We start from the raw sequence: 20,954 nt of genomic DNA on the forward strand, positions 1-20,954 counted from the left end.
TTGACAGTCATTTGTTTTTAATGTTAACTATATTTATAAATAAGTTAACATTGGGGGTGACAATTGTGGCTGTTAATAGTAACACGAGTGAAAAATCGTCTTATACATATGAAGAATTATCGAAGAAGAATAAAGATTACGTATGGCACCCATTTACACAAATGAAAGATTATTTAGAAGAAGATCCTGTCATTATTGAACGTGGAGAGGGAAGAAAGCTATACGATGTAAATGGAAATGAATATTGGGACGGTGTTTCGTCTATTTGGTTAAATGTTCATGGGCATCAAGTACCGGAACTAGATGAGGCAATTCGTGAGCAATTAAATAAAATTGCCCATTCTACTATGTTAGGACTTGCTAACGTTCCATCTATTTTATTAGCGGAAAAAATAATTGAAGTTGTGCCAGAAGGTTTGAAGAAAGTATTCTATTCAGACTCCGGTTCTAGCGCCGTTGAAATTGCAATTAAGATGGCCTTTCAATATTGGCAGCATAAAGGAAAACCGAAGAAACAAAGATTTGTTACATTAAAAGAAGCGTATCACGGTGATACAATTGGAGCTGTTTCAGTAGGAGCGATAGACTTGTTTCACCAAGTGTATAGTTCACTTTTATTTGAGGCAATTAAAATGCCGTATCCATATACATATCGTTCTCCTTATGGAAATAATAAGGAGGAAATTGTGAAAAAACATTTAGAAGAAATGGAAGAGCTGCTGAAAGAAAAGCATGAAGAAATTGCGGCGATTATTGTAGAGCCTTTAATGCAAGGTGCTGGCGGTATGATTACAATGCCAAAAGGATACTTAAGAGGGCTCCGCAATTTATGTACAAAATATAACGTTTTATTTATTACAGATGAGGTAGCGACTGGATTTGGGCGTACCGGGAAAATGTTTGCATGTGAACATGAAAATGTAACGCCAGACATTTTAACAGCCGGAAAAGGTTTAACAGGTGGATATTTACCAGTTGCAATCACCGTAACGACAGATGAAATTTATAATGCCTTTTTAGGAGGCTATGAAGAACAAAAAACGTTTTTCCATGGTCATAGTTATACAGGGAATCCGTTAGGGTGTGCCGTAGCAATTGCAAATTTAGAACTATATGAAAAAACTAATTTAATAGAAGATGTTGCGTATAAAGCAGAATATGTAGCGGCACAATTAGAAGCTCTTAATGAATATAAGCACGTAGGAGATATTCGTCAGTGTGGGCTAATGGTTGGTATTGAACTTGTGAAGAATAAGGAAATGAAAAAATCGTTTGAATGGACAGAAAGAGTCGGCGTTCAAGTATGTAAACGTTCAAGAGAGCTGGGCATGATTTTGCGACCACTCGGTAATACGATTGTATTTATGCCTCCTCTTGCATCTACGGTGGCTGAGATTGATGAGATGTTACGCATTTTATATAAAGCAATCTCGGATGTTACGGAGGGAGAGTAATGAGTGGTTTCTTTATAACAGCAACGGATACAGAAGTTGGCAAAACGGTAGTGACAGGAGCATTGGCAGGTATATTTCGAGAGCGTGGACATAATGTTGGTGTATATAAACCGTTGCAAAGTGGACATGTTGCATCAAATCCTGAGGGTGATGCAGCAAGATTAAAAGCATTATCGGGTGTACCGACAAAAGAAGATAAAATTTGTCCTTATTCCATTGAAGAACCACTTGCTCCGAGACTTGCTATGAAAAGAGCTGGAAGGACGGTAATGTTAAAAGGAATTACTGCTCACTATAATGAACTACTAAAAGAGTTTAATAGCCTATTGGTAGAAGGAGCTGGTGGGCTTGCCGTCCCATATACAGAAGATGCTTTAGTGATTGATTTTGCAAAAGAATTAGAGCTCCCTCTTATTGTAGTAGCGCGTCCGACACTAGGGACAGTTAATCATACTGTCTTAACAATTTCTTATGCAAAGGCACACGGTTTAACAGTAGCAGGTGTAATTTTGTCTGGTTGTAAAGAATGTGAAAAAGAAAGAGTACAAGAAAACAAAGAAATGATTGAGGAGTTAAGTGGAGTACCTGTTTTAGGTTTATTACCATTCCTTGAAGGTGAGTTTACAAGGGAAGAATTATTGGAATCGGCAAAAGAACATATTATGATTTCAAAATTAGAGGAGCTCATCCAAAATGAATCAAATGTGGCGCACACATCTTCAATCTAAAGTAGAACAATTAAAGGAGCAAGGGCAGTATCGTAATTTACATGTAACAGAGAAAGCGGAAGAGACATGGCTTATTCGAAATGAGAAAAGGATGCTAAATTTAGCATCAAATAATTATTTAGGGTTAGCTGGAGATGAAAGGTTGAAAGAAGCTGCTATTGTCTGCACAAAAAAATATGGAACTGGAGCGACTGCCTCTCGTCTCGTTGTAGGAAATTATCCACTGTATGAAGAGGTTGAGAGAAGTATATGTGATTGGAAAGGTACTGAAAGAGCATTAATCGTAAATAGCGGGTATACAGCAAATGTAGGTGCTATATCTGCTTTAGCCTGTCGTCACGATATGGTTTTTAGTGATAAATTAAATCACGCAAGTATTGTTGATGGAATTATATTAAGCGGAGCAGAGCATAAAAGATATCGTCATAATGATTTGGATCATTTAGAAAAGATGTTGCAAATAGCGTCACGAGAAAAGAGAAAATTAATCGTAACAGATACGATTTTTAGTATGGATGGAGATATTGCATATTTGAGAGGCTTAGTTCAGCTGAAAGAGAAATACGGGGCGATCATTATAGTTGATGAAGCACATGCAAGTGGAATATATGGAATCGGTGGAGCCGGATTATCTCATGTAGAAAAAGATATTGCTCAAAAAATGGATATACATATGGGGACGTTTAGTAAGGCTTTAGGGTGTTATGGTGCGTATTTAACGGGTGATTCTATTTATATAGAGTATTTACAAAATATGATGAGAAGCTTGATTTTTACTACAGCTTTACCACCAGGAACATTAGGGGCGATCCGAAAAGCAATTGAAATTGTGAAAGGAGATAACGAAAGAAGAGAGCGACTTATAGAGAATGGTGCATATTTCAGGACGCATTTACAAGAAGCTGGTTTTGATATTGGGAATAGCTCAACTCATATTGTACCGATTGTAGTTGGGTCAAATGAAAATACTTTACGGTTTAGTGAAAGGTTACAAGAGGTAGGTATCGCAGCCATTGCAATTCGTCCGCCGACTGTTCCAGTTGGTAGTTCTCGAGTCCGTTTTGCAGTTACGTCACAACATACAATAGCCGATTTAAAATGGGCTATTCAGCATATTATACGCATTAGTAAAGAAGAGGGGTTTTTAGTATGAAAGAGCTAAAGCTTATTTTTATTCCAGGATGGGGAATGGAAGAAGGTGTTTGGACTTTGGTTCTGCCGTATTTTAAAGGATATTCTGTTCAATGTATAGATTGGCGTAACGTGAAAGAACAAAGTGAATTTGCGGGGCGAATAATAGATGTAGCGCAGGATGAAAATGTAATTTTAGTTGGATGGTCACTAGGAGCGTTAGCGGCAGTACAAGCTTATAAAAAGATTAAGGCCCAAGGTATGGTACTAATTGGTGGTACCGCTAAATTTACCAATACAAGTGACTATACAAGTGGATGGAATTCCTTGCATGTAGAACGTATGAAAAAGAATTTAACGAGAAAAAAAGAAGATACTTTGAAGCGTTTCTATGAAAATATGTTTACAAAAAGTGAGCTGAGGGAGAATACGAGTTTTGAAGAGATTGCGCAGAAGTTTAAAGGAGACTCGATTCAGTCTTTACAATTAGGCTTAGATTATTTAATAGAAACAGATATGAGAAATGAAGTAATAGATATGAAAGCCCCGCTGTTACTCCTTCATGGAGAGCAGGATGTAATATGTCCATTGTCTGCAGCCCATAGTATGGCGAATAATACGAATGCCAATCTAAAAGTAGTAAGCGGTGCTGGGCATGCATTATGTGTAATGAATTTTGAATATTGCGCAAATGAAATCATTCAATTTGTAGAGGGGATACGACATGATCAACAAAACGTTACTGCAAAAACGGTTTAACGGGGCGGCTGTATCCTACGATCAATATGCAAATGTACAAAAAAAGATGGCGCATTCGTTACTTTCTACATTGAAGGAACGATATAGTGAAACATCATCGATACGTATTTTAGAACTTGGATGCGGGACAGGATATGTAACAGAGCAATTATCAAACTTATTTCCGAAAGCTCATATTACAGCTGTGGATTTTGCTGATGAGATGATTGCAGTCGCGAAAACTAGAAAAAGTTTGGGAAATGTGATGTTTCGATGTGAAGATATTGAACAATTAAAATTAGAAAATCCATATGATGTCATCATTTCAAATGCTACATTTCAATGGCTTAATGATTTAAAAGAGACAGTGAAAAATTTATTTAACTATTTGTCTGAAGAAGGAATATTATTATTTTCCACGTTTGGTAATACGACTTTTCAAGAATTGCATACGTCTTTTCAGCGTGCTAAGAAAGAAAAGGGGATACACAATTGTACTTCAATAGGACAACGATTCGTTTCGAAAGAACAGTTAGTGAATATATGCAAAAATCCATTAGGAAATGTACATGTTTCTGAAACGTGTTACATAGAAAGCTTTACAGAAGTTAGGGAGTTTCTACATTCTATTCGAAAAGTAGGGGCAACCAATAGTAATGAAGAGTCTTACTGTCAAAGCCCTTCACTCTTTCGTACGATGCTTCGTATATACGAAAGAGACTTCACGGGAAAAGAAGGGATAATGGCAACATATCATGCTTTATTTACGTATATAACAAAAGAGGGGAAGAGATGAAATGAAACAAGTACAAACAAAAAGGGATTGGAAAAAACTTGCATACGACGTAGTAGAAGAGAAAATGATTACGAAAGAAGATGCAATTGCAATATTAGAAGCTGATGATACAGAAGTTTTAGAAATTATGAATGCAGCTTACATCATTCGCCATCATCATTTTGGTAAGAAAGTAAAGTTGAACATGATTATAAATACGAAATCTGGATTATGTCCTGAAGATTGCGGGTATTGTTCACAGTCTATTATTTCAGAAGCACCGATTGATAAGTATGCATGGTTAACACAAGAGAAAATTGTTGAAGGAGCGCACGAAGCAATTCGTCGTAAAGCAGGTACATATTGTATTGTTGCATCTGGTCGTCGTCCGACGAATAAAGAAGTAAATCACGTTATTGGAGCAGTTAAGGAAATTCGTGAAACGACAGATTTAAAAATTTGCTGTTGTTTAGGATTTTTAAATGAAGATCAAGCAGGTCAGTTAGCAGAAGCTGGTGTGCATCGTTATAATCACAATTTAAATACGCATGCCAACAATTATGATAGCATTTGTTCAACGCATACGTATGACGATCGTGTTGATACAGTCCAAAAAGCGAAGCAAGCCGGTATTTCTCCATGCTCTGGAGCAATTTTCGGAATGGGAGAAACGATTGAACAGCGCGCTGAAATTGCATTTGAATTACAACGTTTAGATGCGGATTCTATTCCATGTAATTTCCTTGTTGCTGTAAAGGGTACTCCGCTTGAAGGACAAAAAGAATTAACACCTGTAGAATGTTTAAAAGTGCTGGCGATGATGCGTTTTGTAAATCCAACAAAAGAAATTCGTATTTCAGGTGGTCGAGAACTTAATTTACGTTCTGTACAGCCACTTGGTTTATTTGCAGCAAACTCTATCTTTGTCGGGGACTATTTAACAACAGCTGGACAAGAGCCGACTGCGGACTGGGGTATGATTGAAGATTTAGGATTTGAGATTGAAGAATGTGCGCTATAAGATAGATGAAAAGCAAACTCTTTAAAGGGTTTGCTTTTTTTGTAAATAAAATGTAATAAAAGTCCATTAACGCTTGATAGTAGTCACTTTTGGACGAGAAAAATAATTTTGTGGACGAATTTTCCAAGCCCTAATTGTACATAGTAAAAATGTAATTTATATCGGGTTGGAGGATTTTACATGTACAAATACATATTAACTATTATGACCTGTCTGATTTTAATAAAAGCGATAAGTGCTGATCCAGTTAAGGCGGCTGAAAATCCTGAACAAAAAGAAATGCAACAAAGAATTGAACAGCATTTTCGAACGAAAGCTGAACATTTTGGGCTTGAAACAGAAGGAAAAGATTTAAAAGAAGTGAGGAAGGAAATTTCTATTATAGAAGAAGCGGAAAAGAGAGAAAATGTGTGGAGAACAGCACAAGCTCTTCGTATAAAAACAGAAGGAAAAACGATGGATGAATTAATAGAAGATGTACGAAAAAAGGTGAGAAAATAAAAAAAGAGGCCGTAGCCTCTTTTTTAAGCCCATTGTTTTGATAAATGAGCCATTTCGATCGCAGCAACTGCCGATTCATATCCTTTATTACCAGCTTTTGTACCTGCACGTTCAATCGCTTGTTCAATTGTTTCTGTCGTTAATACACCGAAAATAACTGGAATGTCCGTTTGTAGTGATAAAGACGCAACACCTTTTGCTACTTCATTACAAACGTAATCGTAATGTGTTGTAGCACCGCGAATTACTGTACCTAATGTAATAACAGCATCATATTTTCCGCTATTGGCCATCTTTTTAGCGATTAAAGGAATTTCAAATGCACCAGGAACCCATGCAACATCAATATCATTCTCTTCTACACCGTGACGCTTTAATCCATCTAAAGCTCCGCCAAGTAACTTACTTGTAATAAACTCATTAAAACGTCCAACAACAACCCCAACTTTTAATCCTGTACCAACTAAATGACCTTCGAATACCATAATGTATCTCTCCCTTAATTATAAGTTTAGTAAATGTCCTAATTTGCTTGCTTTCGTTTGTAAATACGTTTTATTTTCTTCTTTTGTTGGCATTTGCAACGGTACACGCTCGGTTACTTCTAAATCGTAACCTTGTAAGCCAGCAATTTTTCGTGGATTATTCGTTAATAATCGTAAACTTTGTAAGCCTAAATCTTTTAAAATTTGAGCGCCAATACCGTAATCACGAAGATCAGCTGGGAACCCAAGTTTTTCATTTGCTTCTACAGTATCTAACCCTTCTTCTTGTAACTTATAAGCGCGAAGCTTATTCAGAAGGCCAATGCCTCGTCCTTCTTGTCTCATATAGAGAAGAACACCTTTTCCTTCACGCTCAATTTGAGCAAGTGCAGCATGTAGCTGTGGTCCGCAATCACAGCGGCACGAACCAAATACATCTCCTGTTAAGCATTCTGAATGAACGCGTACAAGTACAGGTTCGCCTGTTGAAATATCACCTTTTACGAGCGCGATATGTTCTTTCATATCTAATGAGTTAGAATAGCCAATTGCATGGAAAGTACCGAAATCTGTAGGTAATGTAATTTCCACTTCTCTCGTCACAAGTGTTTCGTGATGGCGGCGATAAGCAATTAAATCTTCTATTGTAATCATTTTTATATCAAATTGTTTTGCGCACTCTAGTAAATCAGGTACACGTGCCATCGTACCGTCCTCATTTATAATTTCGCAAATGACTCCAGCTGGTTCTGCTCCGCAAAGTTTGGCTAAATCGACAGCGGCTTCTGTATGACCAGCACGGCGCAGTACACCGCCTTCTTTCGCAATTAATGGAAAGATATGTCCAGGGCGATTGAAATCAGCGCCTTTTGATGCAGGGTTTAACAATTCTTGTATTGTAGTTGCACGTTCATGAGCGCTAATTCCTGTTGTTGTAGAAACATGATCAATGCTCACTGTAAACGCAGTGTGATGTGAATCTGTATTATGAGATACCATTGGTTCTAACTGTAGACGTTCTGCGTACTCCTCCGTAATGGGTACACAAACGAGACCACGACCGTGTGTAATCATAAAATTAATCGTTTCTGGTGTAATGTACTCTGCTAAAGCAATAAAATCGCCTTCATTTTCTCGGTTTTCATCATCACATACGATAACAACTTTTCCTTGTTTTAAATCTTCTAGAGCTTCTTCAATACGATGAAACATTGTGCTTCCTCCTTATAGAAATCCGTTTTCTTGTAAAAAGCTTTCGGTCATTGAACCAGTTCTTTTTGCGGGCTTTGAGATAAAGCGTTCAATATATTTTCCAATCATGTCACACTCAATGTTTACGATGTCCCCGGCTTTTTTTTCTCCGATTATAGACTCGCTTACTGTGTGGGGGATGAGTGAAATTGTAATTGAAGATTCGTCTATATCAAATATTGTTAAGCTAGTGCCATCAACAGCAACGGATCCTTTATGCAAACAATAGCGTAGTAATTCATCAGAAATTGCTATTTTGTAATAGATGGCATTGTAATGTTGTTTTTTAGTTAAAATCGTACCGATGCCATCGATATGTCCGGTGACGAAATGTCCACCGAATCGTCCGTTTGCAGCCATCGCCCGTTCTAAATTCACTTTGGCACTTGGCTTTAGCATACGAAGTGATGTTGCTTTCATTGTTTCAGGCATTGCGTCGACAGTGAATGAAGTAGTCGTAAAAGTAGTTACTGTTAAGCAAATGCCGTTAACTGCGATACTATCACCTAATTTGACATCCGATAAAATTTGCTTTGCGCTAATAGTTAGCTTCATTGCTTCACCACTTTGAGTCATGCTTGATATCGTTCCTAACTCTTCTACGATTCCTGTAAACATTCCGTCACCTCGCTTTTTAAGGTTGCAACAATTTTTATATCATTACCGATTTGTTTCATCTCTTGAATTGTTAAGGAAAGTGCATCTTGTAACTTCGAAAAACCAGCTCCGCCAAATAAGGTGGGTGCATCTTTTCCACCAATTAATTTCGAGCTTATATAGGTCACGATTTCATTAAAACTATTTGTTTTTAAGAAGTTTGCATGCACCGTTTGACCACCTTCAACGAACAGAGAAAGAATTTGTTTCTCACCGAGTAGGGATAGGACATCTTGTATTTCAATTTGCTGTGTTTTCATTTGGAATACAGCTATATTGTTAGATTCATAAGACGCTATTTTCTCTTTGTTTACATCCTTACCGACAATAATCCATGTCGGAGTTAAGCCATCTGTTATGACATGAGAAGATGGCGGCGTTCGTAAGTGGGTATCTAAAATAACGCGTATAGGATGTTTACCTCCGTTTGGAATTCGTGTTGTTAAGTGTGGATTATCAGTTAGAACTGTATTCACACCGACTAGAATAGCATCATGTATATGACGATATTGGTGAACGTCAGCGCGTGCTTCTTCGCCTGTAATCCACTTACTTTCACCGGTTACAGTTGCTGTTTTTCCATCTAAGCTCATTGCTGTTTTTATTGTTACAAAGGGACGTTTCGTTTTCATATAGTGAAAAAAGTATCGATTTAATAAAGTGGCTTCCGCCTCAAGAACACCAGTAGTCACCTTAATCCTAGCTTCTTCCAATATTCTTTTTCCATTGCCGGAAACGAGTGGATTGCAATCAAGAGTAGCAATTACAACACGCTGAACTCCTTTTTCAATGAGTAATTCACAGCAAGGGGGTGTTTTTCCAAAATGGCTACACGGTTCAAGTGTTACATAAACGGTAGCGTCTTTTGCTCTTTCACCAGCCATGTGAAGAGCATGAACTTCAGCATGTTCTTCACCAGCACGCATGTGGGCACCCATTCCAACGATTTTCCCATCTTTAACAACAACGGCACCAACCATAGGATTTGGGCTTGTTTGTCCCGATGTTCCTTGTGCTAACTGCAAGGCAATCCTCATATATTCTTGATCTGTCATTCTTTTCACCTCTCCTGAAAAAATCAAAAAACCCCAAGGATTTTATATCCTTGGGATTTGGGAGACGTGATTTCTAGAAATATAGTTCGAATACGAAAGTATAGGAAAGAAACCTAACGATGACTGATATTTTGGCATAAGGAAAAAACCTAGCAAAATATCAAATTCTTTCAACGCTAGTCGTATCTTTTTATTTCAGTATAGAAACATAAGTATACAAAATAAAACATATATAAAGATTCAAAATGAAACTTTAAAAATATGCATACTGAAATAAAAGTGTATTCGCTATATAAAATTACTAGAAAACATATCCTTCTCCCATCCAGACTATACTGTCGGCCCTAGAGTTTCACTAGATCCACCGTTTTCGCGTTGAAAACGGGTCACGGACTTAGAAGCTATCGCTTCATCACCGCCGGTTGGGAATTTCACCCGACCCCGAAGGATGTTGTTTGCTCACATTATAGCACAAAAAAGAAAAAAGCATAGTAAAAAATGTTCGAATGTGAAGAATTGTTTGAAAATATATGCCGATTTGAATGGGGACGAAAGTAATAGAAATGTTGAAAGGGGAAGGGCTGTATAGGCTTTGATCAAAAGAAAAAACATGCACAAATAAATGTGCATGTTCTTTAAATATTTATTCTGCTTCTGGTGCTCTAACAACAGACTCGAATTTTCCTTTATGCGAAGCATCGCAATAAGGCATGTTTTTTGATAAACCACAACGACATAAAGAAAATGCCGGTTTTGCTGGGAATACATTCCCTTGTGAGTCAACTAATTCCACGTCCCCTGTAACGCGAAAAGAGCCATTATCATTCACTTTAATTTGTAATTTTGCCAACGTTATCCCTCCTTTCCAAACGCTTACTCTCATCATATAATTAGGGAGAGTACTTGACAATATAAAGTGAAACTTTAATCAGTGGGGGCATCCCCACTGATTATTAGTTGAACCAATCGGGCGTTTACGGGCAGTTAATCTCCCACCTTACTTCTTTGCCTAAGCTGAATTTTGAGGTGGGAGTCTTACTGCCCGTTAATGCGGGATAAAAAGAGCACTTTGTTTGAGAGAGAAGAGAGTGTTATAATAGTTTTTATAACTGACTAGAGTAAGGTGACGAAAGATGGATAAAAAATTACACACACTACAAAATATTGCAAATGAGCGCACATGGGCATCATTTTTGAATGATAATCATCCATATAGTTTACTTCATTGGTCAATCGCAGGTGTAGGACAAGAACCGAAAGATGTTTGGTTACTTCAAGATGAGGTAACTTTTCAAACGACGGAATTCCCAACGCTAGACGAGGCAGTAAAGTGGATTTCTGAAAATATGGAACAAGTTACAGACGTTTTAGCGCAGTAAAAAAACAGGCTTATGCAAGCCTGTTTTTTGTTTCTTTTACATATGTGTTTAAAAATTGATCGATGGCATCTTCGTACTCTTCTTTATTTTCATTATAAGAGCAAGCGTGTGCACCATGTTCTGCAATATAAAGCTGTTTATTATTTTCTTTCGCTTCATAAAGTGATTTCGTCATATCAGATAAAATATAGTCATCATCTTTACTATGAATAAAGAGAACCGGATTGTTAATATTTTTTATACAATCAATTGGTGAAACTTCACGAATTGTATAGCCATCACGAACTTTTAAAAAGGCATTTGCTAAAGGTAATAAAGGCCATTTTGGCAAATGAAACTCAACTTTCAAACGATGTTGTAACTGTCCATAAAAATCCGAGAAAGGACAATCAGCAATATAAAAATCAGCACCATCTTCTACAAGTCCTGCATATTGAAGAAGAGTTGCAGCACCCATAGATTCACCATGAATTCCGAGTGTAATATTCGTTCCGAAACGATCTTTTAGCCAGTCAACTACTGACTTTAAATCATGTTTTTCATAATAGCCATAACTTGTTGTTTTACCACCGGTTTTACCATGACGGCGATGATCATAAATAAATACGTTATATCCTCTATTTAAAAATAAGTTTGCATATTTAACGGAATTCATTTTATTTACAGTCACACCGTGGCAAAAAATCATAAATTTATTGGAATGACCAGCTGGCATGTAATATCCGTGAAGTTCGTATCCGAATTGAGAAGGGATGTGAACCTCTTCTTTTTGAATAGCCTTAAAATCGTCCAAATGAAAATGCTTTTTCGTTTCGCGTTCTAAAACTTCTTCCTCTGTTTTTTTCTTCAAGTACATAACTTTATTTGTAAAGAAAATCCCAATCGCAGTTAGTGCACCTAGTATAGTAAACAATGCTGTAAAAAAACGTTTCATACTTTACCTCATCCTCCAAATACCTCTACATGTGATACACTAACATTGTATCACAATGATGTGAAAAGGGGAGAAATCGTGTATGGTTCATATACAAAAAATCACACCAGAAATGAAAGAAGCAATTCAGGATTTTATGTGTGAAAACTGGGGAAGCTCAATGATGGTCTCGCGAGGCAGAGTACATCAATTAGAAGAATTACCTGGTTTTATTGCACTTAGAAATAACAGAATAGTGGGAATTGTAACATATAAAGTGATAGAAAACATATGTGAAATTGTATCGTTAAATAGTTTTGAGGAAGGGAAGGGGATTGGTACAAAACTGGTGGATTGTGTGTTGCAAGTGGCAAAAGAGAACGAATGTAAAAAAGTTTGGCTTATTACGACGAATGATAATATGAACGCACTTCGTTTTTATCAAAAACGTAACTTCATGATGACGAACTTGTATATTGATGCGGTAAAGGAAGCGCGAAAAATAAAGAAAGAAATTCCGTTTATTGGTTATGATAATATCGCGATTTCACATGAAGTTCAGCTGGAGTATATTTTCTGAGTAGAGTGGAAATTGTGTAACAATTTTCAGAAATATAAAACAATAATCTTGACGAATGTTATATTTTGGTTTAATTTAAATTTGTAATCTATTACCATATTAAGGGGTGACGATGTGGCAACTATACGTGATGTTGCAAAATTGGCCGGTGTTTCAGTCGCAACCGTTTCAAGAGTCATTAACGAAAAAGGATATGTCCATGAAGATACGGTGAAACAAGTAAAAAAAGCAATTGAAGAATTACATTATAGACCGAATGCTACAGCAAAGCCTTTATTTAAACAGCCTTCAACGGTAATTGCATTACTTGTAGATAATTTGCATAATCCATCATACATCACTTTGCTCCGTTTCGTTGAGGAAATAGCATACAAAGAAGGGTATCAAGTAATAGTTTGTAATATAGAAAATAAGAATAGATACATAGATATGTTGGAGAAAAATAACATTGCAGGCGTTATAATGACGAAATCTGTTTTTCGAAGTATAGGAGAAATCTCACTTCCTTTCGCTGTGCTTGAAGAACGACAATCTCTTATGAGCTATTATGAAAGTGGACAGAAAGCTGTTTCTTTATTAAAAGAGAAAGGCTGCCAGTTTCTTGCTTATATCGGTGAGGGAGTAGAGAGTGAAGAAATGGAAGAGCATGTGGCAGGATTTCTAGATACTGCTTGGAAAGAAGGACTTTCTTATCGAGAGGAAATTGTACAAGGGTATACGAATCAACAGTTTCTTGAATTGTTACAAAAGCATCCATACATAGATGGGGTTGTAGCTTCAAGTGATAAGGTCGCTATTGAGCTAATCAGGGCGGCGAAAACTCTTAATATTCATATACCAGGTAAGTTACAAATCATTGGATTTAACGGGAGTGTAGAGGGTGAATGGATAAGTCCATCATTAACGACGATTGGAAGTTATATCGAAGAAAATGGGGAAATAGCTTTTCAACAGTTAATAGGAAAAATAAAGAAGAAACAAGTGCGACAAGAAGAAGTGGAAACAGAATTTAGGTGCATTGAGAGAGAAACAACAAAGTAAAAGGTGCGTTTTTAAAACGCACCTTTTATAGTGTAATTGCAGCAATAAAGCCGAATATAAGTAACGGTATATTATAGTGTAGAAATGTTGGGACGCATGTATCCCATATATGATGGTGCTGACCATCAGCATTTAAACCGGACGTTGGTCCAAGTGTACTATCAGATGCTGGAGAACCTGCATCACCAAGTGCACCAGCTGTACCGATAATTGCGATTGTAGCCATGGGACTAAATCCGAGCTGGACGCATAACGGTACGAAAATTGTTGTTAAGATTGGGATGGTTGAAAAGGAAGAGCCAATTCCCATCGTAACGAGAAGTCCAATAATGAGCATAAGAAATGCAGCAAGCGGTTTATTATTTCCGATTATATGTGCACTCGTTTGCACAAGAGATTCAACATGTCCAGTTTTTCGAAGAACAGCGCCAAATCCAGCGGCAGAAATCATAACAAATCCGATAAAGGACATCATACGCATTCCACTCGTTAAAATAGCATCGGCTTCTTTAAGAGGGAGGCTACCGCTAACTGATAAGACGATAATACCTGCTAAAGCACCAAAAATCATTGATTCTGTTGCTAATTGCACAGTTAATGTAGCGAGTATTGATAATAAACCTAAAGTAATGCTTCTTTTCGTATAGGGAACGATTTCATTCTGTGCGGAATGAATTTGTTCTGTTTCATATGTACGTGGTTTTCGGTATGTAATGAAAACCGCTACACATAATCCGATAATCATACCGATTGCTGGAATAGTCATCGCTTTTGGAATAAGTGCGACATCAAATGTAAGACCGCTTTGCGCAGCATTTGTTTGCAATACGTCATGATAAATTTTTCCGAACCCTGCTGGAACCCACATGTAAGGGGTAATTAACCCAAATGTAATAAGACATGTTACAAGCCTACGATCCACCCTCAGCTCATTTAATACTTTTAAAAGTGCTGGAATTAAGATTGGGATGAAGGCGATATGAACAGGGATAATATTTTGTGAGAAACAAGCCATTGTTAAAATGATAAATAATATAAGTATTTTAGAATAGACTTGTTTTTTCGTGTCTTGTTCGTTGCCGATCCATTTTAAAGCTGATTGGATCATTGCATCAGGAAGTCCTGTTTTTGAAAGGGAAATAGCAAATCCACCGAGCATTGCGTAGCTTAATGCGATAGGAGCACTGTTCCCAAGACCGGCTGTAAAAGTACTAATTGTTTCTGAAATACCGAGTCCGCCGATAAGTCCGCCTGTTAAAGCTCCAACGATAATGGCGACAATGACTTGGACACGTAACAAACTAAGCAGTAGCATGACTGCTACTGCGATGAGTACAGCGTTCATAATAAATGTAATCTCCCTAATTTTTATTCTGTTAAGGCAAGCAAGTGTTTGTAGTGACATATACTTGCGACATATCATTATAAAATGTTTTCTATGAAATGTAAAAGCGCCTTTTGTTATTAATGTTGAAAAGATAGTTCTTGTTTAATTGATTGTAAAGATTTAGCGAATAACTCAGGCTCTTCTAAATCTGGAGAATGTGCCGAGTTTGGAAACCAAATCATCTTTTTAAAAGGAGCTTGAATGACATCGCAATATTGTTGAACGAGTGCATAAGGAGTTTGATAATCATAGCGACCAGAACAAAAATAAACAGGAACAGATAAACTTGAAATAGATGAAAAGAAATCGATTGTCAGCATCTCTTCCCATAAAACTCCGGATTTTAAATTTCCTGCGAGAAATTTGAACCAATCTAATAGCGTATATTCAGGAGAAAAGAAGCCTTTTCGTATGAAAGAAAAGGAAGATCCATTTTGGATTGCTCCTCCGAATGTACCAAGCCACTTTCTTTGAATAATGAGGCGTCTCGTATCTAAAAAGGGTGGTTTCCCTAATTTTAAAAGAGAAGCTAATGCCTTTTTATGGTCATGTTTTTTGGCAGAGCTAATTAAATGTTGATATAGTAATTCTTCATTTTGCTTCATATGTACGATTTGACCGATGCCGATGTATGCTTCTATATATTCGGGACATTGATTAGCGATTTGTAGTCCGATAATACTTCCCCAAGAATGACCAGCGAGAAATAGTTTTTGCTTATTAAAGCGTTTGAGAAGATATTGAATAACCTTTTTTGCATCTGAAAAAAATTGATCAATCGTAAGATTTGTTTGGATGTCCCGCCATAAAAAGGATTTACCTGCCCCTCGCTGATCCCAATTAATAACGATAAAGTGCTTTTCTAACTCTTTTTGAAAATGGCGAATAAAGCCGATTTGTGCCATACCAGGGCCGCCGTGACAGCATAATAAAATAGGCTGTTCCACGTTTTGGCCGCGTATAAGGAGAGATTGTTTCCGGTCATTAATCATAACGCTTTCTATCGTAGCGATACTGTTAGGGATTAGTTGCTTCTTTTCGTTGTAAAACTGAGGGGTATGGCTACGAAAAAGCATATGTAAACCTCCTTTTCTTAAATGGTATGAATCGCACAGGCTCTTTCTTTTGCATATACTACTAGAAAATCATTGTATCATAACATACTGGTTTGATTTCAAGTTTAGGCGATTAAGAGAGGAGGGAGAATGTGACGATTGGAGAAATTATTGATTCTTTAAATAGACGCGAATCAATCGCTATTATAGCGAAACGGCTTGAAATGAGCCCATATACATTATCAAAGAAATTAAGGGTGATTGGATATGAATATGATGGAGAGCAGAAAAAACGTATCTTTATAGGTGATGGCGAAGAGCCACGTCATTTGCAAATCCAAGAAGCTACTGCCCTTCAATATGCAAAAACAGACTATCAATTACTAATTTATGAACAATTACAAAGCATTTATGAATTGCTAAGAAAAAGAGAAGAAGTAAGTGTTCAAATTATAAGTAAGAGCACAGAGAAAAAGAAACGAACCTTTTCGATTAATATAGAAGTATTAGCAAGACTAGATGTTATATCGGAATCAAAAGGGATTCAAAAGTCTAAAATTGTAGAAGAAGCACTACAGGAATTTTTGCAACGGTATGATGTTAATCATGAAACGTATCCAGAGAAATAAAAGAAAGGATACTATGTTCCATATAAGAGCGTGTATCCTTTCTTTTATTTCATTTTTTGTTTTGTTTCGAAAAGTAATATAGGAACCAAACGGCATGATTTTGTTCATCAGCTGCTGCGCGCCGAAATGTTTCTTTCACTTGTTGATTTGTCGTTTCGTCAGCAATTTCTAAGTGAAAATCAACTGTTCGTTGCTCATCTTGCCGAATTTCAAGGATTTGAGTTCGTTCATTTATGTCTGGAGCTAAAGTAGCTAATCTAGCATAAAAATGAATGGCGCTATATTCTCCATTAATTGCTTTCTCAATACTACGAATGTGTTTGTCGATACAATGTATCGTCATTGTTTGATAGAAATACATACAAATCTTCCCATTATAGTTTTCTATATACTACGAAGAAACAAGGGGCTATGTGCGTATCCTTTACTGCACTAGAAGAATGACAATACGTATGACTCTAAAAGAAGAAGCTCCTTGCATATAAAAGGAGCTTCTTCTTTCGAGTGTCACGCACTAGTTTGAATAGTATTTAATTGTTTTTTTGAATACGTCCATCAATAATCGGCTGAATTGGTTCTTTCACTTGTTTTACATAATCGACTAATGCTTCAAAATCGTTTGGACCAGTTTCAGCATTTTTTCCATTTTTAAAGGATACGAATCCATCACCGCCAGAAGCTAGGAAAGCATTTGCAACTACGCTATACGTTTTAGAGGGAACTAATTCTTCACCATTTGTTAAACGGATATTCGTAACCTTTTCGTTATTTGGTTTGTTTGCATCCCAAGTGTATTGAATACCTGAAATTTGAAGCATTCTCGTTGCTCCTTTTTGCCATTGTTGATTTAATATATCACGAATATCTTGACCTGTTATATCTACTTTAATTAATTGGTTTCCGAAAGGCTGAATGCCGTATAATTCGCCCCATGTAATATCTCCAGCGTCTAGATCATTACGAATTCCACCAGGATTCATAAGAGCGATTTGTGTTTGCATAGTTTGGCGCTGTGCATCCGCAACTAAATTTCCAAGAGTAGACTCACCAGCATCGTTTTGTTTACGGTCGATAGGTGCTGTAGATTTTCCGACTACTTCATTTACAAGAGGTGCGATTTTTTCTTTATATTGATCTAACTTTTGTTTTACTTGTTTATCAGGCTCTACACCTTCATGGTACGTTGTAATAACTTCAGCTTTTTTCTTCACAATATCTTTTGTTTTTCTATCAATCGTTACATCTACATCAGAGAAAGCCATCCCGTAAGAGTTCGCTTGCACGATAAGTTTATTATTTACAGTACCATTTACGTACGTATGACTATGTCCGCCGAAAATAACATCAACTTCGGGATCTGTTTCATTTGCAATGCGAGTAAGGTCACCGTTTGTTACACCAGTGTCATCAGTTGTACCTCCAACGTGTGCAAGGACTACGATAGATTTAACACCGAGACGCTTTAATTGCTGAGTAGACTTATTAATAGCTTCTACTTCATCAGTAATTTGTACATTCTTTAGCATAGTTGGCATAACGACATTCGGTGTATCCGTTGTAACAACTCCGATGAATCCTACAGGAACTCCATCTACCATTTTTACAGTAAATGGTGGTAAAAATAAGCGGCCAGTTGATTTATTATAGAAGTTTGCAGCGACATAAGGGAAGTTTGCTCCTTTGAAATTCCCTGTTTTTTCATGATATCCACCATAAATGAGGCGTCGCATTTCATCAATGCCTTCATCAAATTCATGATTTCCAATTGTACCAACATCAAACTTTAAGTCATTTAAAAATTCAATTGTTGGTTCGTCTTGTAATAATGCGGAAACTGGTGGGCTGGCTCCGACAATATCACCGGCATGTACGAGAAGTGTATTAGGGTTTTGTTTTTTGCGTTCTTTTAAATAAGTAGCTAAATAATCAGCGCCACCAGCTTCTTTATTGTTAACTTTTTTTACAGTATCTAGTTGACCATGTAAATCATTAATACCAAGCATTTGTACGTCTATGTATCGGTTTTGTTCGGCAGGAGTCTGAGATGGAGGAGCGGCGAATACGCTTGAAAAAGTAATAGTACTTAAAACAGCAACAGCAGGAATAATTTTTTTCCACATAATTAATTTCTCCTTTTTTTATAATCTGACATCATACGACATAATTTTAATAGATTACTAGGATTATATCTATATAAAAATTTAGTTTTTTCGAAAAATTAACATATTTACAAAAGATAAATAATAGAGTAGGGAACCTTTTTTATTGTCGATTTCATCATGTATCCTCTATAATGGAGAAAAAAGTAAAAGGTGAATAGTATGAAGAAAAAGAAGCAAAGACAAACACAAAGACACTCTCAAATGAATCAACCAGAGAAAGAATCACTTACACTAGGTGATCAATTGAACGATTCGTTAATGCAACAATTAAAGAATAAGAAAAAAGAGTTGCAAGTGAGAGAAGAGAAAAAAGAGGCAGCAGAACAAGAAAGAAAGCGTAAGGAACAAAAAGAACGTGAAAAGAATAAATCATTTGAAGAACTGTTAAGTGAAAGTAGCCTTACTTGGAAAGACTTTAAATAATAAAAAAATGATCAGTGAAATGCCGCTGATCATTTTTTTGACGAGTTTGTAAGAAAAGGGGAGTTAGAATGAGGAAAATTGTAGTCGTTCCGTATGAAAATCATTGGAGTGAGAAATTTCAAATGGAGGCCGAAAGATTAAAATCGGCGATGCCAGAAACGGTAAAAATCCATCATATTGGAAGTACGTCAGTGCCAGGACTAGCAGCTAAACCAATTATAGATATGATTATGGAAGTAGAGAGTATCGACAGAGTAGATCATTGGAATGAGCGATTTAAAGAGCTTGGTTACATCGTGAAAGGGGAAAATGGTATTTCAGGTCGTCGTTTTTTTATTCATGGAACTGAGGAGAAACGCTCGTATCATTTGCACGTATTTGAAAAAGGGAATCCTGAGATTACAAGGCATTTATCGTTTCGTGATTACATGATGGCTCATTGCGAAGAAGCAGAGGCATATGCAAATTTAAAGAAAGAACTAGCGGAAAAATATACATATGATGGCACGATGTATACGGAAGGAAAAAATGAGTTTGTACGTAATGTTGATGAAAAAGCGAAAGAATGGAAAGGAAATAACGTGAATGACTGAGTTCACGTTATTTTTTTAAATGTGTATAAAAGTATTATGTAAACTGTACGTATGTTTTGACTTTTTGGATGAATCTTGTTGAAATAAAGTTGTGGTTTATAAAAATGTAACAATGAAAGGGAGAAAGACTGTGCATATTCCAACAACTACACTTCATAATGGTGTGAAAATGCCGATGATTGGTCTAGGCGTTTATAAAGCGAAAGAAGGCAATGAGGTTAAACAAGCAGTAAAAACAGCATTAGAAGTTGGATACCGTTCGATTGATACAGCAACTGTATATGAAAATGAAAGCGGTGTCGGAGAAGCGGTTCGTGAATCTGGAATCTCGCGAGAAGACTTGTTTATTACAACAAAAGTTTGGAACGACGATCAAGGGTACGAGGAGACGCTCGAGGCGTTTGAAAAAAGTTTAAAGAAATTACAAATGGACTATGTAGATTTATATTTAATCCATTGGCCGATAAGAGGGAAGTATGTTGATACGTACCGTGCTCTAGAAAAGCTATATGAAGAAGGTAAAGTGCGTGCCATTGGTGTTTCTAATTTTCATAAACATCATTTAGAACTGTTATTACCAAATTGCAAAGTGAAGCCGATGGTAAACCAAGTTGAACTTCATCCAATGCTAGCGCAATTTGAATTGCGTGATTTCTGTCAAGGTGAGCAAATTCAAATGGAAGCATGGAGTCCTTTAATGAGAGGCGGCGAAGTATTCCAGCATCCAATTATTCAGGCTATTTCTAAAAAATATGAAAAGTCACCTGCACAAGTTATATTAAGGTGGGATATTCAAAGTGGGATTGTGACTATTCCTAAATCTGTTACGCCATCTCGTATTAAAGAGAACTTTACTATTTTTGATTTCTCATTAACTGAAGAAGAGATGGATCAAATTAATACGTTAAATCGTAATTTACATGTAGGAACGAATCCTGATAAATATGATACGTTATAAAAAAAGACTGCCGCCTAGTGTGAACTGTACCCCGAATC

General features: G+C 36.6%; 24 protein-coding genes and 1 riboswitch. Of the genes, 14 read left to right on the top strand and 10 right to left on the bottom strand.

Annotated elements, in window-relative coordinates:
- Nucleotides 1-20: 20 nt before the first annotated feature.
- The 7 genes from bioA to B5P42_RS12060 all read left to right on the top strand — a co-directional run bounded on the left by bioA (nucleotide 21) and on the right by B5P42_RS12060 (nucleotide 6,348).
- Nucleotides 21-1,454, top strand: coding sequence for an adenosylmethionine--8-amino-7-oxononanoate transaminase (bioA, locus tag B5P42_RS12030; protein WP_113734275.1), 1,434 nt, complete (start codon nucleotides 21-23; stop codon nucleotides 1,452-1,454).
- A complete protein-coding gene (gene bioD, locus B5P42_RS12035) occupies nucleotides 1,454-2,182 on the top strand; it encodes a dethiobiotin synthase (RefSeq protein ID WP_113734259.1) in 729 nt (242 codons plus the stop codon). Before bioA ends, bioD begins: the two co-directional genes overlap by 1 nt.
- Entirely contained in the window at nucleotides 2,148-3,335 is a 1,188-nt protein-coding gene (gene bioF / locus B5P42_RS12040; protein WP_113734260.1) for an 8-amino-7-oxononanoate synthase, read from the top strand. The genes bioD and bioF overlap by 35 nt, the downstream gene beginning before the upstream one ends.
- The gene (locus tag B5P42_RS12045) at nucleotides 3,332-4,072 is read left to right on the top strand and encodes an alpha/beta fold hydrolase (RefSeq protein ID WP_113734261.1); all 741 of its coding nucleotides are present in this window, start codon (nucleotides 3,332-3,334) and stop codon (nucleotides 4,070-4,072) included. Before bioF ends, B5P42_RS12045 begins: the two co-directional genes overlap by 4 nt.
- Nucleotides 4,038-4,847 (top strand): malonyl-ACP O-methyltransferase BioC, encoded by an 810-nt coding sequence (gene bioC / locus B5P42_RS12050; RefSeq protein WP_012261666.1) that lies wholly within the window; start codon nucleotides 4,038-4,040, stop codon nucleotides 4,845-4,847. Before B5P42_RS12045 ends, bioC begins: the two co-directional genes overlap by 35 nt.
- Nucleotide 4,848: 1 nt before the next feature.
- Nucleotides 4,849-5,847 (top strand): biotin synthase, encoded by a 999-nt coding sequence (gene bioB / locus B5P42_RS12055; RefSeq protein WP_002014986.1) that lies wholly within the window; start codon nucleotides 4,849-4,851, stop codon nucleotides 5,845-5,847.
- A 180-nt stretch (nucleotides 5,848-6,027) separates the two neighbouring features.
- Nucleotides 6,028-6,348 carry a hypothetical protein gene (locus tag B5P42_RS12060; RefSeq protein WP_002088493.1) on the top strand — a complete coding sequence of 107 codons (321 nt, stop codon included), beginning with the start codon at nucleotides 6,028-6,030 and terminating at the stop codon, nucleotides 6,346-6,348.
- Between the two features lie 23 nt (nucleotides 6,349-6,371).
- Here the strand turns inward: B5P42_RS12060 and ribH are convergent, their stop codons facing one another.
- From ribH to B5P42_RS12085, 5 genes are all read right to left on the bottom strand, one after another.
- Nucleotides 6,372-6,833, bottom strand: a complete 462-nt coding sequence (gene ribH, locus B5P42_RS12065) for a 6,7-dimethyl-8-ribityllumazine synthase (RefSeq protein ID WP_000230892.1) — start codon at nucleotides 6,831-6,833, stop codon at nucleotides 6,372-6,374.
- A gap of 18 nt (nucleotides 6,834-6,851) precedes the next feature.
- Entirely contained in the window at nucleotides 6,852-8,045 is a 1,194-nt protein-coding gene (gene ribBA / locus B5P42_RS12070; RefSeq protein WP_002167711.1) for a bifunctional 3,4-dihydroxy-2-butanone 4-phosphate synthase/GTP cyclohydrolase II, read from the bottom strand.
- A 12-nt stretch (nucleotides 8,046-8,057) separates the two neighbouring features.
- Nucleotides 8,058-8,702: a riboflavin synthase gene (gene ribE, locus B5P42_RS12075; protein WP_002088492.1), complete on the bottom strand. Its 645-nt coding sequence runs from the start codon at nucleotides 8,700-8,702 to the stop codon at nucleotides 8,058-8,060.
- Nucleotides 8,684-9,796 (bottom strand): bifunctional diaminohydroxyphosphoribosylaminopyrimidine deaminase/5-amino-6-(5-phosphoribosylamino)uracil reductase RibD, encoded by a 1,113-nt coding sequence (gene ribD / locus B5P42_RS12080; RefSeq protein ID WP_016092279.1) that lies wholly within the window; start codon nucleotides 9,794-9,796, stop codon nucleotides 8,684-8,686. The genes ribE and ribD overlap by 19 nt, the downstream gene beginning before the upstream one ends.
- A 309-nt stretch (nucleotides 9,797-10,105) precedes the next feature.
- A riboswitch (FMN riboswitch) is annotated at nucleotides 10,106-10,249 on the bottom strand.
- Between the two features lie 190 nt (nucleotides 10,250-10,439).
- The gene (locus B5P42_RS12085; RefSeq protein WP_002128981.1) at nucleotides 10,440-10,646 is read right to left on the bottom strand and encodes a CDGSH iron-sulfur domain-containing protein; all 207 of its coding nucleotides are present in this window, start codon (nucleotides 10,644-10,646) and stop codon (nucleotides 10,440-10,442) included.
- A gap of 283 nt (nucleotides 10,647-10,929) precedes the next feature.
- On the opposite strand from B5P42_RS12085, the gene B5P42_RS12100 reads away from it, so the two are divergent.
- Nucleotides 10,930-11,175 carry a DUF2552 family protein gene (locus B5P42_RS12100; protein ID WP_002014992.1) on the top strand — a complete coding sequence of 82 codons (246 nt, stop codon included), beginning with the start codon at nucleotides 10,930-10,932 and terminating at the stop codon, nucleotides 11,173-11,175.
- A gap of 10 nt (nucleotides 11,176-11,185) precedes the next feature.
- Here B5P42_RS12100 and B5P42_RS12105 read toward each other — a convergent pair whose 3' ends face one another.
- Nucleotides 11,186-12,109 carry an alpha/beta hydrolase gene (locus B5P42_RS12105; RefSeq protein WP_002014993.1) on the bottom strand — a complete coding sequence of 308 codons (924 nt, stop codon included), beginning with the start codon at nucleotides 12,107-12,109 and terminating at the stop codon, nucleotides 11,186-11,188.
- Between the two features lie 82 nt (nucleotides 12,110-12,191).
- On the opposite strand from B5P42_RS12105, the gene B5P42_RS12110 reads away from it, so the two are divergent.
- Together B5P42_RS12110 and B5P42_RS12115 are read left to right on the top strand one after the other, a co-directional pair.
- Nucleotides 12,192-12,668 carry a GNAT family N-acetyltransferase gene (locus B5P42_RS12110; RefSeq protein WP_113734262.1) on the top strand — a complete coding sequence of 159 codons (477 nt, stop codon included), beginning with the start codon at nucleotides 12,192-12,194 and terminating at the stop codon, nucleotides 12,666-12,668.
- Between the two features lie 114 nt (nucleotides 12,669-12,782).
- On the top strand, nucleotides 12,783-13,709 hold the full coding sequence (locus B5P42_RS12115) for a LacI family DNA-binding transcriptional regulator (protein WP_113734263.1): 927 nt from the start codon (nucleotides 12,783-12,785) through the stop codon (nucleotides 13,707-13,709).
- A gap of 25 nt (nucleotides 13,710-13,734) precedes the next feature.
- On the opposite strand, the gene B5P42_RS12120 is transcribed toward B5P42_RS12115, so the two are convergent.
- Both B5P42_RS12120 and B5P42_RS12125 read right to left on the bottom strand, forming a co-directional pair.
- Nucleotides 13,735-15,054: a Na+/H+ antiporter family protein gene (locus B5P42_RS12120; RefSeq protein WP_002014950.1), complete on the bottom strand. Its 1,320-nt coding sequence runs from the start codon at nucleotides 15,052-15,054 to the stop codon at nucleotides 13,735-13,737.
- A gap of 119 nt (nucleotides 15,055-15,173) precedes the next feature.
- Entirely contained in the window at nucleotides 15,174-16,172 is a 999-nt protein-coding gene (locus B5P42_RS12125; RefSeq protein ID WP_113734264.1) for an alpha/beta fold hydrolase, read from the bottom strand.
- Nucleotides 16,173-16,303: 131 nt separating this feature from the next.
- Between B5P42_RS12125 and B5P42_RS12130 the strand changes: the two genes are divergently transcribed.
- Nucleotides 16,304-16,780: a ribbon-helix-helix domain-containing protein gene (locus tag B5P42_RS12130; RefSeq protein WP_002014948.1), complete on the top strand. Its 477-nt coding sequence runs from the start codon at nucleotides 16,304-16,306 to the stop codon at nucleotides 16,778-16,780.
- 49 nt (nucleotides 16,781-16,829) lie between these two features.
- Here the strand turns inward: B5P42_RS12130 and B5P42_RS12135 are convergent, their stop codons facing one another.
- Together B5P42_RS12135 and B5P42_RS12140 are read right to left on the bottom strand one after the other, a co-directional pair.
- Nucleotides 16,830-17,141, bottom strand: coding sequence for a ferritin-like domain-containing protein (locus tag B5P42_RS12135; protein ID WP_113734265.1), 312 nt, complete (start codon nucleotides 17,139-17,141; stop codon nucleotides 16,830-16,832).
- 169 nt (nucleotides 17,142-17,310) lie between these two features.
- Complete coding sequence (locus tag B5P42_RS12140) at nucleotides 17,311-18,900, bottom strand: bifunctional metallophosphatase/5'-nucleotidase (protein WP_113734266.1); 1,590 nt, start codon at nucleotides 18,898-18,900, stop codon at nucleotides 17,311-17,313.
- A gap of 201 nt (nucleotides 18,901-19,101) precedes the next feature.
- Here B5P42_RS12140 and B5P42_RS12145 point away from each other — a divergent pair, with 201 nt between their 5' ends.
- The 3 genes from B5P42_RS12145 to B5P42_RS12155 all read left to right on the top strand — a co-directional run bounded on the left by B5P42_RS12145 (nucleotide 19,102) and on the right by B5P42_RS12155 (nucleotide 20,916).
- On the top strand, nucleotides 19,102-19,365 hold the full coding sequence (locus B5P42_RS12145) for a YqkE family protein (RefSeq protein WP_002014945.1): 264 nt from the start codon (nucleotides 19,102-19,104) through the stop codon (nucleotides 19,363-19,365).
- A 68-nt stretch (nucleotides 19,366-19,433) separates the two neighbouring features.
- On the top strand, nucleotides 19,434-19,958 hold the full coding sequence (locus B5P42_RS12150; protein ID WP_060749660.1) for a GrpB family protein: 525 nt from the start codon (nucleotides 19,434-19,436) through the stop codon (nucleotides 19,956-19,958).
- Nucleotides 19,959-20,088: 130 nt separating this feature from the next.
- Nucleotides 20,089-20,916 (top strand): aldo/keto reductase, encoded by an 828-nt coding sequence (locus tag B5P42_RS12155; RefSeq protein ID WP_002192596.1) that lies wholly within the window; start codon nucleotides 20,089-20,091, stop codon nucleotides 20,914-20,916.
- Nucleotides 20,917-20,954 lie beyond the last annotated feature (38 nt).

Source organism: Bacillus sp. SRB_331 (assembly GCF_003264175.1).
Classification (GTDB): Bacteria; Bacillota; Bacilli; order Bacillales; family Bacillaceae_G; genus Bacillus_A; species Bacillus_A mycoides.